Source organism: Winogradskyella marina (assembly GCF_015645385.1).
Classification (GTDB): Bacteria; Bacteroidota; Bacteroidia; order Flavobacteriales; family Flavobacteriaceae; genus Winogradskyella; species Winogradskyella marina.
Map to the genome: position 1 here is coordinate 1 of NZ_JADOET010000008.1, position 14,064 is coordinate 14,064.

The window sequence follows — 14,064 nt, forward strand, 5'->3', positions numbered from 1 at the left end:
CGGGGCTCACCTCTTACCATTCCGAACAGAGTAGTTAAGCCCGTTTGCGCCGATGGTACTGCTTTACTGTGGAAGAGTAGGTCGCCGCCTTTTTTGAAAACCCTTACTAGATAATTAGTAAGGGTTTTTTGTTTTTATATACTTTACGAGTTTATTTAATTTATGTTTTTAGTATCTTCAGGGTTTAGTCTGTAAACCGAATATGGAACATAATAGAGAATTAGATTTAGCTTGGAACTTCGTAATTAATACCAATAGAAATATTTTCTTAACAGGAAAAGCGGGTACCGGAAAAACCACGTTTCTACATAAATTAAAACGAGAAGCCAATAAACGAATGGTCGTTGTAGCACCAACGGGTGTAGCCGCTATTAATGCCAAAGGAGTTACTATTCATTCTTTTTTTCAAATGCCTTTTGGTCCTATTTTACCTAATGCTGATATGGCATCATCTGGTTTCAAAAGAAAATTTAGTAAGACTAAAATTAACATCATTAAATCCTTAGATTTATTAGTCATAGATGAGATTAGTATGGTTAGAGCAGATCTACTCGATGGTATTGATAAGACGCTTAGACGCTACAAAAATAGAAATGAAGTATTTGGTGGTGTACAATTGTTAATGATTGGTGATTTACAACAATTATCTCCAGTAATAAAAGATCATGAATGGAGGTTGTTACAACCGTTTTATAAAAATGCATTCTTTTTTAGCAGTATAGCTTATCAAAATAGTAAACCAATTACTGTAGAACTTAAACATATTTATAGACAGGAAAATCCTTTATTTATTAATATTTTGAATGAAATTCGAAATAACAACTTAAGTGTAGCGTTAGCAGAAGAATTAAATAAACGTTACCTACCAGATTTTGAACCCAAAGACGACGAAGGTTACATTTCATTAACAACTCATAATAACAAAGCAAGACAAACTAATCAGTTAAAACTTGAAAAATTAGATACGGCAGAACGAACATACAAAGCGAAGGTTCAAGGTAACTTTCCTGAACATTCGTATCCTAATAAGGATGAATTGAAATTAAAAGTTGGAGCTCAAGTTATGTTTATTAAAAATGATAGTTCGCCAGAGAAGCGTTATTTTAATGGAAAAATAGGTAAAGTTCTTTTATTAGAAAAAGATGAAGTTATCGTACACTGTCCTGAAGATGACTTTAACATTACGACTAAATTAGAGACTTGGGAGAACATAAAATATACGGTCGATGGCGAAACCAAAGCCATATCTGAAGATAAGATAGGTAGTTACGCCCAAATCCCATTGCGCTTGGCGTGGTCTATTACTATTCATAAAAGTCAGGGCTTAACGTTTGAAAAAGCCATAATTGATGCACAAGGAGCTTTTGCCCACGGACAGACTTATGTAGCGTTAAGTCGTTGTAAATCTTTAGAAGGCTTGGTGCTTAAAAGCAAAATTGAGGCGAACCAAATTATTAGCGATCATAATGTGATTGAGTTTAATAAGAATGCGGAAGCCAATCAACCTAATGATACGGTTCTATTAGAATCTAAGCGAAATTTTCAACTCGACTTAATTTCAGAAATCTTCAATTTTTATAAATTTTTGTTTCCTGTAAATCGCATCTTAGATATTTATTATAAAAACAGAGGAAGTATTGAAGGTGTTGTGGATGTTCCATTAATTACTATTAAAGATAGTGTTACCAATTTACTTAAAATAAGTAATGGGTTTAAATCACAGTTAAAAACTATGGTAGCTAATGATGAAACACCAGAGTCTAGCGCTGTAGTTCAAGAACGTTTTAAAAAAGCATTAGACTATTTTAAAGACCAAACTAAAACAATTATTGAAACTCAACTACAACATTTAAATTTCACTACCGATAATAAAGCCGTTAAAAAAGATATGGATAAACAATTAGATACTTTAGAAGAATTGCTAGAGGCTAAATTATCTTATTTTGAAGGCTTAAAACAAGGATTCAATACACATGAATTTTTGGCCTTACGCGCAAAGTCGGTGTTCTTAGGAAAAGAGAAACCTAAAAAAACACGACAATCTGTTGTCGATGGTACAACTAACGTGGAGTTATTTGAATTATTGCGAGAACTAAGAAACGATATTGCCAATAGAGAAGATTTAATTCATTATCAAATATTCAGTCAAAAATCACTTTATGCGATGTGTGAAACTTTACCAAGCAATACTAAAGAACTTCTAGAGATTCATGGTATGGGAAAAACTAGAGTGAAAAAATACGGAGTGGAAATATTACAAGTGATTAAAGCTTATTGCGATGATAATGATATTGAGTTCTCCAATGAGGTTTCAGTTTTTGAAGACGTAAAACCTAAAAAAAGAAAACCCAATACCAGGAAATTATCTTTAGACTTATTTAAAGCTGGAAAATCAATAGACCAAATTGCTTTAGAACGCCAATTAAATTCTAATACAATATTTGGACATCTAGCGGATTTTATCGCTTCAGGTGAAGTGAAAATTACGGATTTAATGTCTTCAACACATTTTAAAGAATTAAAAGAGATTATCCCAACGCTCACTTTTGAAAATCTTTCAGATTTAAAACATCAAATAGATGATAAATATTCTTATGGTGAATTACGATTGGTCCTTCAAGAATTAAAATCAGAATAATTTATTTTTCTAGGTTAATAATAGTAATACATCAGCTATACCATTTTCCACTCAATGACATAAAAAAAGCTTCGATAACGAAGCTTCTTTTTGAAACGATACTAACACTTTTATTCTATGATTTAATAATTTTAGCAATAGAACGTTTGTTAGTATTCTGTTCTATTATATGGAGTAAATAAATCCCTTTTGAATACTTTGAAAAGTCTATTTTTTCAAGTCTACTATTGGTTGTTGTATGAATGAGTTTTTTTCCATTCATATTAAACAGTTGTAATGAATAATTTACATCTGCGTCAATTTGAATATTTAATACTCTATGTGTTGGGTTAGGAAAAACCTTAAAGTTAGTGTCGTCTAAATCCGCTACAGATAGACTACTATCTACATTAAAGAGTTCAAATATGTAAGTAGACCAGTTATTATCCATATTCTTTACTCTAAGATATAAATAATGATTACCATCGGTCATATCTTCAGGAACAGGTATGGCTAAAGTTTCATTAATTGTAAATCCTTCGGTTATCGGAATTGATACGCCATTACCGATTCCTGGATCTATATCAAAAAAGTACTCTGCAGCTGTTATAGGTGATGACACTACATTAGAAATGGTTTGAATATAAAAGTAATCTCTGTAAAACAAACTCCAATTATGGTCTAAATCTTTTACACGAATATGTAATACATGTAAACCATTATCGAGACCGACAGTTGAAATGTTAAAGGTGTCGTTGAGCGTTTGATCTGGTGTAATAGATAAAGAAGTACCATTACCAACTCCTGGATCGGTATCGATAAAGTATTCAGCTTCACTTAAATTTGAGCCTACGGGAGGAGATGCTGTAGTATGTATGTAAAAATAATCACGATAATACAAACTCCATATATCGTTGGTACCTTTAACTCGGATATGGAGTACATGCAGTCCATTGCTTAATCCAATGGTTGGTATACTAAAGTTTGAATTTATAGTATTACCAGTAGTAATTGCTAATTCATTGGCATTTCCAACACCAGGATCTAGGTCTATAAAATATTCGGCATCAGTAATCTGGCTCCAGCCATTACAAAATGCGCCTATAGTGCAAATCAGGATGAGTATAATATGTTTCATGACTATTGTTTTTGTGTTGCTGTAAAGTCTACGTTTAGTGTTTGTCCTGGAGCAACAACACTATTTGTAATGGTGATACTTTCTGGGTATGGTGTTAGGTTAGGTCTTCCATTAGGGTCAAACGGAAAGTTATTTCCAAAAAGACCAATGTCTGTACCGTCACTACCAGCGTTAATTCCCGGTGATCCGCTAGCTAAGTCATAGTTACTACTATAGAAATCAGTTACGGATTCTAACGTCGCATCTTCAAACAAAGGATTTGTATTATTTAAGTTATTACTTCCTGGAAGCGGTGCAATCGTAGAACCATAATAGCTATAAGTCATATTATTAACAAAGGTGATTGTAGAGTTGTGGATACCGATTTCTGTTAGATTATCAGTAGCTATGAATATGTTATTATTTACTAAGGGACTACTGCAATTAGAAAAAAATGTTTCTGATGCATATGTGGTAATAAAAATATTGTTAGTCACTATGCTCGTGTTATTTAACCACTGAACATTACCTTTAAAAAAATTATTCTTTACTTCCCAGTCATCTGTACCATTTTGTGAATTTATATTGGTAGAGGTATTTGAAAAATAATTGCCTTCAATTACCCAACCGTCACTCAGGTTATCGGTAGTTGAACCTTGAACAGAGGAACTAAAATGATTATTGATAATATGCATGTTATCATGGTCTGGGCTAATTGTAGAATTACCGCATAAAATACGTGAAATTGACAAGCCTTTAATTATCGATCCTGCTGAATTATTAATAAAAGTAATATATCTTATTGTGGAGACTTCCCCATTAGTATTGGCAGGATTATGACCAAGCCCCATTATAGTAAGCATTTTGTCAATGGTAATATCTCCGTAACTATCAGAGGAAGGATGGACCTGTATAATATCACCTGCACTAGCAGCATCAATCGCTGCTTGTAAATCTGTGAATTGGCCACCAGCTTGGTCTCGGTTATCTACGGTATGAACGGCTTGTGAAAAGCCAATCATACTAATTAAAGTGAAAAAAAATGTAAGTTTTAAAGTTTTCATAATTTATATGTTTTTGATTAATAGGTTTAAATAATCATCATAATGATGAATAGGATTTGAGAGTATATTTTAATTGTTAATTTCAAAATCACCATTTATTTGATGCACATTAGATTCCACCAAGTTATTCCTATAGAAACTTCCTGAAAATGTACCTTTGCAATGTGTGACGGTATGATTGTTTATTTCTAGTTCAGTAATATTTACAGTGACCTCTTTAGCGTAAAAGTTATCTTCTAGAGTATCTAATATGATATCAACCGAATAACTATCTTGATAGTTAACTGTGAGACTTCCTATTTCAGGTGGTGCCACCAAGAAAAAATGCGATTCCGTAAACGATTTACCGATATAAACTTGAATTTCATCATCGGTTAAATCTGGATCATCATCTGTAGTATAAGAGTAACCTATAGTATTAAATTCATCATCGTTGCTTACATCTCTAAAATCATAATCCCCAGAAGTTGAAGGTCCGGTTATAGTAAATTCCGCATAAGAAGTGGCGTAATTACTATCTTGGTCATTTGTGTTGTCATCGCTACTACAGTTTGTTAGATGTAGTGTTAGTGCGATAATAATTAGTGGTTTTAATAGTTTTGAAATCATAATTTATTTTTTTTAAGTATTTTATTTTAAGGATAGTCGAATTGTTACTGGTCGTGGTTTGTATCTGTAGTCACTTACTAATACGGGACATAATATTCAAAATCGCCATCGACGATATGAATTTCTTCAACAACCCCACCATCGTCCGTATTTTTATATACGGCATTACCTGTAAAATTCCCTTTTATATAACTTGCGTATATATCATTGTGTTCGGTTTCTAAAACATTTACGGAAATAGATTTTGCATAAATCCGATATCAAACGTTGGATGTTCATCTAGCACTTCTACTAAACCCGTTCTTGCAGGAAGACTTAAGGCAACACCTATCAATTGTGAATAATCTAAATATGAAATACCAGCAGCTTTTAAGGTTTCTGAATCGCTTTCAGGATATATAATCGCAGAGGCCATGATATTAGTATTGTTAGTATTTTTAACTACAATATTAAAAGTGTTATTTACTTAGTTACCAGTTACACTGTAATTAATATATGTGCTTCTTTGTTCTTCAGTTTCTTCAGTGTTGTCATCATTGCTACTACAGGCCACAAAGGCCAATACGATAATTATCTAAAACGGACTTGTTTTTAGTGTTCTTGTTGCTGTTTCGTACATTTTTTATAAATTAAATTTTACTCCAGCAGCAATTACGAGTTGCCCCCCATCAATGATGACATATTTTAATTCAGCAAAAGGCGTGATTTTACTACCTATTTCAAAGTTTGCACCAGCACCTAAGTTGAGGCCTATGCGCCCATCACTAGTGGAGTAGTCTGCACCTAAAATTGAATTACCATCATATTTTACTTTTACACTAGAGTAGTTAAGACCAGCAATTCCATATACACCAATACTATCTTCATCTAGAAAATAGTAATTAGCATTGGCGTTAATTTCAAACCAATTTATTTTAATACCGTTTTCGTCTTTTGGTAAATAGTAAATAAATGAAGGTGAAATAGTTAATTTATCCGCTATTGGAAACTCAGCATTTGCCCCAATTCCAATATTTTCAATTTCGGTACCGTAAGCGAAAAAGGCTCCTATTTTTGTTTCTGATTGTGCCGATAATACTATTGAACTGCTTAAATAAATAAGTGATACTGTTACTAATAGATGTATTTTTTTCATAATAAAAGGTTGTTTCTTAAATGTGTTTTTAATTTTTGTTAAGGAGTTTAGATCCAGAAAACATATTTAAACTTTGGTATTCCTTCGTTTTAATATTATAGGGTTGCTTTTCAAGAGATTTTGCGGTAATGACAAAATTGTTTTTTTTCCTTTTTTTGTCCTCATATTGCATTTCCATAATTAGACTGTTTTCAAACTGTTGTATGAATTTAGGATCCATATTTGGGAACTCAAGTCCTTTTGAAGCTTTATTACCACTAAAACCAAAGAAATTACTTAATGTTATTGGAGCGTTTTTGGCATGATATGCTTTAAGAATGTACTTGTCATTTTCTATTTGAAGTCCCATGCACTTATACCCTAAAATCGATTTAGACGGTAGTTCTTTTATCGTAAAATCTACCTCGTTTTTATGATTTTTAACCTCTGGTATGGGATGTATTTGTAACATTTTTTGAGTACCATAATTCATCAGCATAATCATGGCTTGAAGGTCTAAATCAAATATCATAATTGAATTTCCTTCAGAATTTTTATCATTGAATATATATTCAGCTCCATTATAATTTGCTGTCTTGGTATTAATTAGAAAGTTCATATCCATAGCGTCAGATTTTTTGGAGTTTTGTACCATTGTGGTTTTATAGATGTAATCAAAGTCGTAAGTATCGGGTAGCATTTCAGCTGTAACTTTGTGATTTTTTAAAGCCTTTTTTACTGACTTTACTTGTCCTTTTGAATCGCTAGTGTCATAATCATCGTTATCAATATCACCCTTAGGCTGATTACCTCCTTTTACAATATTTCCCATTACACCTTCCATAAGGCCTTGACCTTGTGCACGCACTTCTCTCGCTTGGGGCAACGCAACCGTTACTGGTGTGTAATTATAGATCAATGCACTTTCACCGTTTTCACGTGGCATGTCTCCAATCTCAAAATTTTGTTGTGAATTATTTACTTTAGTATAAATTTCAACAAGTTGATTGGTATCATCAAAAAGTACATAACTACCTTCATAGCCAGGCTCGTTAAGGAATTCAAACTTCGTATAAGTTTCACCTCTTAGTGTCTGTGTGGTTTCTTTAAAGTCTTCGTATCTAAAATCTTCAGGTTGGTATATAAAGGCAAATTCTACAATGCCATTGAAAGGGTTTGCGGTGACTCCTTTATCGGTTTGCTTTTGAAATTGAGCCATAAATGGCTCTGGTGGTAATTTATAGGCATTTAGAAGCATTGTAGGCACCATCATGCCTTGGCTTTGCAATGCTATCAATGATGATTTGGTGTATTCGCCATCTTTGTACGTATACATAAAACCTTCACTATCTATATACCCTGGTTTTGGCATATCATCTTGTTCCAGTCGTACTGCAACTTCATCAGCATCAAAATACTGGGTTTGGTTCAAGGTACCGTTCTCTAGTAATTTAATTTCTAAATCATCTTTGTAAAATTCAGTTTTTTCTTGAGTATATTTATTTAAAGCTGAATTTGCAGGTGTTGCTTCTGTATGCTTTTCTGTATCTGTACTTTTTTCTGTTTTAGTTTTGCGCTTTTTTGTTGTGGCATCGTCAATTGTTTTTTCAGTTTTTTTAGTCACAATCTGATCCGTTTTTTTCAGAATAGTGCGCTCTGCCGCTTGTTCGGCTTTCTTCTTTAACTTTTTGAGCAGTTGCGCATTTGTAGGCGTACCTATAAAAAGCGCTACTAGTATTAATATGATATGTTTCCGTTTCATAATTTTTAGATTTTAATATGTTTAGATATTTTTAAACCACACTTCATATTTCTTTCCTAAAAGAGGTACGGGTTGTTTCTTATCATTTATAGCATTTATTAATCCCATAATCCACATATACAGTAAAATGAAAATGCCTATGATGTTAATGAGCCAACCTATAATCGGTATGATTCCAATAATACCTAACGCTAAGCCTGTCAATGCTAAACCTAAAGATTGGGTGATATGATATTTGACAAAGGCATCTTTTTTGTCATTGTTCATTACAAAAGCGATGATGAGACCAATTATAGTGAGATAGGCTATGATAGCTATAGTTTTGCCTTCTGATGTGGCTGTCTTTGTTTTTGTTGATTCCATGTGATTTATTTTTTTATTTGATTGTTATAGTGTTTGGTAAATTGGTTTTTGTAAACTTTGAATTATCATTACATTTAAAATTATTGCTAATTTTCAATATTATTTTACTGTAAATCGTTTAAGCATATTTTTTTTGGTTGGTTCTGGCACTTCAGCAATCAGCGCATAGTTCCCAGGTGTAAGGTTGACATTAAAATAACCAGTATTGTCTTTATTCATTTCTTGCATGCCACCCAAAAACGTGACGCCTTTTGGAGATGGTGTAACCAATCCTTTTGGATTTAGCCAATTCACCCAATAGTCTAATTCTTCGAGCTTAGCTTTATTGCTTAGTTTAACTAAATGGACGTCGTGCCCTAAAAAATGCTCATGAGCCTTTTGATCTAAAAATGTGACTCCAATGACTTGCTCACCTACTTTATAAGTGTCATTACTTATAATGCCCTTATCACTAGAAATGCTTAAATTAATTGTGGGTTTGGGTTCTTTTATTTTCCTTTTTTGTTCGGTTACCCGGATTTCTTTAAGCATTCCCATAACAGAATGAAACTTACCGTTGGGCATTTTTACATAACATTCCATTAGGTAGTTTCCGGGTTCAAAATATATGGTGGACTCAGAGGTTGTGTTAGGTGAGGTAAAGCCCAGACCTCCTGTAAATGCGACTTCATAAAACCATGCTGGTAACTTCCCAAAAGCGGCAAGTCCTTCGTCTGTTTTTCCTTCGTTGAATAAGGTCATGCCTTCATCAAAAACAGGTAATACTTCTGCTCTTGAATCGTTTATACCTTTTCCTTCTGGATATTTCTCAAAAACAATAAAGTGTGTTTCGTTAGATAGGTTTTTGTATTTAAAGGTGTTCCAACCCGATGGAATAGAATCTACGGTTTGTATCTCCATCTGCTGAGTAGAGATGTCTATAATCGGATGTTTATCAGTTTTACATCCGAAACAGATTAGTGATAATATCACTGCACTGTATTTAAAGTAATTGAAAATAGTTTTCATTTTTTATAGATTTAATAACTTATTTGTTGCTGTAGATACTTGTTTTTAAAAGAAAAGGAAGCAACGCTAACTCCACGTATATTGTTACTTCCTTTCTCAACTGATTAATAGCCTCTTTAATAGGTTGCTAACACTTGTTTATTTTCTTATTGTTATAGACTTAATAACTTTATCATCTAATATGATATCTAGAGTATAACTACCATCCTTTAAGTGATCTATACTTAAATAAATGTGCTCCTCATTCTTTGATGCCACTTTTATATCCTTGTTGTTTTGCATTAGTTAAGTTGTTTTAGAAGAGGATGTTTAGCAAGATTAATGCCTTAGTATTCAACTTTTAATTAGCTTGATGTAAAACTATTTGAAATGCGCAACAAAGGATATCACTTATGTAACAATCTATTACACTTATGTAACATTTCGCCCAAAATGCTTGTTATTAGTGCTTTGTAAGATACTCTGAAGGTGTACTGTTGTACACGGCTTTAAAATGTTTGATAAAATAGGAAGGTGTATTATAACCAATGTGGTATGCGATTTCTGAAATAGTAAGATCAGATTCTTTTAATAATAATACCGCAATTTTTAATCGCTCGTTTCTGATGAGTTGCGTAGTTGTTAATCCTGTTAATGCTTTTAGTTTACGGTGTAGTTGCATTCTACTTAGCAACATTTTTTCACTCAGTTGTTCTGAATTAAAATCTGGATTGGTAATATGTTCTTTTAAAACTGATTTTAATTTAGAGATAAATTCCTTCTCAACAGATGTTGTAGACACATCTTTTAACTCTAAACTATTACTATAGCGTTTTTGTAGTTGTTGGCGTAATTCTATTAGTTTATCGACCCGAATTTTAAGCTTTTCTCTATTAAATGGTTTTACCACATAGTCGTCTGCTCCTGTTTTTAACCCTTTAATTTCATTTTTGTCTCCACTTTTTGCCGTTAATATAATGATTGGAATATGGCTTGTTTTCTCATCACTTTTTAGTGTGATACAGAGCTCTATGCCATCAACTTTTGGCATCATTAGGTCACTTATAATAATGTCTGGGATGTACTTAATAGCTTTCTTAATACCAATTTCGCCATTTGATGCTTCAATAATTGTGTAGGATTCATTGAAAATAGAACTTACAAATTCTCTTATGTCTTTATCATCTTCTACGATAAGTAGAATAGGGTTATCCTTTGGTTTCGATGATGTTTTAAAGGATTTTTCGATTTGAGACTTATCATCAACGTCGGTTTGCTCTATTATTAATTTTTCGTCAGTTATTTCAGAACTGCTATAAAAAGATCGTTCTATTGGTAAGGTTAGTGTAAATTGAATTTCATCTGCATTCATGGTGTGTGCCACAATATTACCATGAGATAAAATGGCTAATTCTTTTACCAATGACAATCCTATTCCCATACCATCAGTGTTTTTATTATCTTGGTAATAGCGCTGAAATAGCTTACTTAGTTCTCTGTTAGAAATGGTATTGCCATTATTAATGACTGTAATTATAATTTGTCCATTCTTTTCAACAGTTTCAAAATGAATTTTGCCATTTTTTGGTGTGTATTTTATGGCATTAGACAAGAGGTTCGATGTTATTTTTTCAATAACATCTCTATCATACCAAGCCTCTTTAATAGGTAGAATGGTGTAGGTGAAATTAATTTGTTTTTCGTTTGCTTTAAACTCAAAAGCAGATGTGATTTGTTTTAGAAGTGCATTAAGGTTACCCTTTGAAACCGATAATTTTAAATTTCCAGATTCTAGCTTAGATAAATCTAACATCTGATTTACTAAATTTAATAGACGTTTGGCATTGTTTTGAACTAATGTGAGTTCCTTTTTGTCTTCTTTGGAAATATTTGGTTTAGATAGTTGCTTATCTACAGGTCCAGAAATTAAGGTTAAAGGAGTTCTAAATTCGTGAGAAATGTTAGTGTATATACGCGTTTTAAATTCATCTAATTTTTTTAATCGTTCGGTTTCCTTGTTTTTGTATTGCAATTGCATTTTAATGTGCCAACGCCATTTTAAATACGTGTACAAAAGATAACTGCTAATTATAAATAGAAGAATATAACCAATTATGGCAATTTTACTTAAATACCATGGTTGCTTTATTGTAAAGGAATAGGTTGCAGGTATGGTATTCCAGACTCCATCGTAATTACTAGAAATAACTTTAAAAGTGTAGTCGTTAGGAGGAAGGTTGGTGTAGTGTGCTGTGTTATTATTTTCGGCTTCAATCCATTGGGTGTCATAATTTTCTAATTGATACTTGTATAAGTTTCTTGACGGTTGCGAAAAATGTAAACTAGAAAACGTGAAAGTTACTGTGTTTTTATTGAATTCGTACGCTTTATTTTGTTCAAGAGCTTGTTCTTTAGAATAAACTTCAAATTTTGTAATGATTGTTTTAGGCTTAATGGTATTAAAGGTTATTTGATTAGGGTTAAGCCAATTTAAACCCTCAAGTCCACCAAAATAGAGAATGCCATTAATGTCTGTATAGTACGCACCAGTATTAAACTCTAAAGATTGTAAACCATCGTCCTTACTGTAGTTTTTAAATTTATTATCGTTTTTATACGTGAATTTACTAATACCATAATTGGTGCTCAGCCATAAATTGTCATCGTTATCTGGTAGTATTCCGTAAATAACATTGTTAGGTAATCCATCTGTTTTATCAAATGTTTTCAATGTTTTATCAATGGTGTTATATTTTTTTAAACCTTTTCCATTAGTACCAACCCAAAGTATATGGTCTTTAAAATACAGGGATTTTATTTTACTATTGGTCGTTGCGATATTAATAATTTGATTCGTTTTTGTGTTTAATTTATAGAGCCCATTATTCTCACTACCTATCCACAAGTCGGTAGAATCTCCTTTAACAACTGTTTTAATATCGTTAGTAGTTAATAGCGAATTGCTTATGTTGTATTGTTCTATAATCCCTTTGTGTATATCAAATAAAACAAGACCATTTTGTTCTGTACACAACCAACTCTGCGTATTGTTTTCTCTTACAATTCTCCAAATGGTGAAGTTTGAAATTTCAGGGAACGATGTATACTGTCCTGCAGCATCTTTAATGTTAAGACCAAATCCTTGATGCCCAATCCATAAGGTGTTGTCGCTTTGTGCTAAGCTAATTATTCTATTACTAGACAGCCCAGAATTTTTAGTGGTAAATGTTTTATAATCGTTAGTTGTAAAATTGATGTAAGTAAGCCCTTTTCCAGACGTACCAACCCATAAATTGTCATCTTTATCTGTACTTATGCTTCTTACCACATCGACATTAACAGTTTTAGGAACTTGGTTGTTAGTAAGGACATTAAATTTAATAAGATGCTCATCAAAATAATTTGCACCAGCGCCATCAGTTCCCAACCATATGATATCTGTTACATCTTTATATAAACACAGTACATCGTTATACTGCATGGCAAATGGGTTGTTTTTATTTGCTTTAAAATTTTTAAGGATGTTATTATTTAAAACATACGCACCATTACCATAAGTGGCAATCCATAATCTATTTTTAGAATCGATAAGTAGGTCTTCAATATTTAAATCTGCTGGTAAATCTGAATGCTCATATTTTTCAAATGATGATTTGTTTTTGTCTTTAAAATATAAACCTTGACCAAAAGAGCCTAACCAAGCGTTTCCATTTTTGTCTTTTACTATGCTGCTAAAGTTAGCATTGTTGTGTGTATTTACCTTAAGAGATTTATAGGGTTTGTTTGTCTCAAATTCAAAAACAGATCCCGAAGTTGTAACGAATAACGACGTGCTGGTTTCAGTAAAATCGTAGACGGTTTTAGCCTTGTCTTTTAAGTCAAAAATCTGAAGGGTGTCTTTCGTTTTATAATCAATTTTAAACAAGCCTTCTCCGTAAGTCCCAACAAAAATATTTAAACTTTCATCTTGAAATATGGCACTAACATTTTTAAAACGTTCTATGGATTTAAAATCATCCGTTTTTGAATTGTAGCGTTCTAATTTACCAGAGTTTGTGATAATCCACAATTGATTTTGTTTATCGATATAAATTTTACCTAACCGGCTAAATGTTGGTCTTGTGATATCTTCAAATTGTTTATCGTAGTGTTTAAAACTTCGACCATTGTATTTATTTAAACCATCTTGTGTGGCCAACCATAAGTATCCAATACTGTCTTGTGCAATACTAATAACACTACTTTGAGATAAACCGTCATTAATTGTTAAACTATTAAAAGAGAAAGGCTTTTCATTTACAGACTCTTGCGCGTTGACTACTACAGCAAAAGCAATCGCTATAAATAGCATAAAGCAAGATTTAACTATATTTTTATAATAGAAAGCCATAAATTAGATTATAGTTTCAAAGTCATTTATAAAATAGGGAG

Annotated in this window: 11 protein-coding genes and 1 rRNA gene; 2 read left to right on the forward strand and 10 right to left on the reverse strand. The window is 32.3% G+C overall.

The genetic code is table 11. The features are described from left to right. Together rrf and ITJ86_RS10265 are read left to right on the forward strand one after the other, a co-directional pair. Positions 1 to 93, forward strand: a 5S ribosomal RNA gene (rrf, locus tag ITJ86_RS10260); the annotation flags it as partial. A 109-nt stretch (positions 94 to 202) separates the two neighbouring features. After that, positions 203 to 2,638, forward strand: a complete 2,436-nt coding sequence (locus tag ITJ86_RS10265) for a helix-turn-helix domain-containing protein (protein WP_195871556.1) — start codon at positions 203 to 205, stop codon at positions 2,636 to 2,638. 115 nt (positions 2,639 to 2,753) lie between these two features. Here the strand turns inward: ITJ86_RS10265 and ITJ86_RS10270 are convergent, their stop codons facing one another. The 10 genes from ITJ86_RS10270 to ITJ86_RS10315 all read right to left on the reverse strand — a co-directional run bounded on the left by ITJ86_RS10270 (position 2,754) and on the right by ITJ86_RS10315 (position 13,984). Then, positions 2,754 to 3,755: a T9SS type A sorting domain-containing protein gene (locus ITJ86_RS10270; protein ID WP_195871557.1), complete on the reverse strand. Its 1,002-nt coding sequence runs from the start codon at positions 3,753 to 3,755 to the stop codon at positions 2,754 to 2,756. 2 nt (positions 3,756 to 3,757) lie between these two features. Then, positions 3,758 to 4,798 carry a right-handed parallel beta-helix repeat-containing protein gene (locus ITJ86_RS10275; RefSeq protein ID WP_195871558.1) on the reverse strand — a complete coding sequence of 347 codons (1,041 nt, stop codon included), beginning with the start codon at positions 4,796 to 4,798 and terminating at the stop codon, positions 3,758 to 3,760. Between the two features lie 69 nt (positions 4,799 to 4,867). After that, a complete protein-coding gene (locus ITJ86_RS10280; RefSeq protein WP_195871559.1) occupies positions 4,868 to 5,407 on the reverse strand; it encodes a hypothetical protein in 540 nt (179 codons plus the stop codon). A 229-nt stretch (positions 5,408 to 5,636) separates the two neighbouring features. Next, complete coding sequence (locus tag ITJ86_RS10285; RefSeq protein ID WP_195871560.1) at positions 5,637 to 5,822, reverse strand: hypothetical protein; 186 nt, start codon at positions 5,820 to 5,822, stop codon at positions 5,637 to 5,639. Between the two features lie 207 nt (positions 5,823 to 6,029). After that, positions 6,030 to 6,542, reverse strand: a complete 513-nt coding sequence (locus tag ITJ86_RS10290) for an outer membrane beta-barrel protein (protein WP_195871561.1) — start codon at positions 6,540 to 6,542, stop codon at positions 6,030 to 6,032. A 28-nt stretch (positions 6,543 to 6,570) separates the two neighbouring features. Next, positions 6,571 to 8,283, reverse strand: a complete 1,713-nt coding sequence (locus tag ITJ86_RS10295; RefSeq protein WP_195871562.1) for a hypothetical protein — start codon at positions 8,281 to 8,283, stop codon at positions 6,571 to 6,573. A 21-nt stretch (positions 8,284 to 8,304) separates the two neighbouring features. Continuing rightward, positions 8,305 to 8,646: a DUF4870 domain-containing protein gene (locus ITJ86_RS10300; RefSeq protein WP_195871563.1), complete on the reverse strand. Its 342-nt coding sequence runs from the start codon at positions 8,644 to 8,646 to the stop codon at positions 8,305 to 8,307. Between the two features lie 99 nt (positions 8,647 to 8,745). Continuing rightward, positions 8,746 to 9,654, reverse strand: coding sequence for a hypothetical protein (locus tag ITJ86_RS10305; RefSeq protein ID WP_195871564.1), 909 nt, complete (start codon positions 9,652 to 9,654; stop codon positions 8,746 to 8,748). A gap of 138 nt (positions 9,655 to 9,792) precedes the next feature. Continuing rightward, positions 9,793 to 9,936: a hypothetical protein gene (locus ITJ86_RS10310; protein ID WP_195871565.1), complete on the reverse strand. Its 144-nt coding sequence runs from the start codon at positions 9,934 to 9,936 to the stop codon at positions 9,793 to 9,795. 160 nt (positions 9,937 to 10,096) lie between these two features. Then, positions 10,097 to 13,984 (reverse strand): hybrid sensor histidine kinase/response regulator transcription factor, encoded by a 3,888-nt coding sequence (locus ITJ86_RS10315; RefSeq protein WP_230080273.1) that lies wholly within the window; start codon positions 13,982 to 13,984, stop codon positions 10,097 to 10,099. Positions 13,985 to 14,064: the final 80 nt, after the last annotated feature.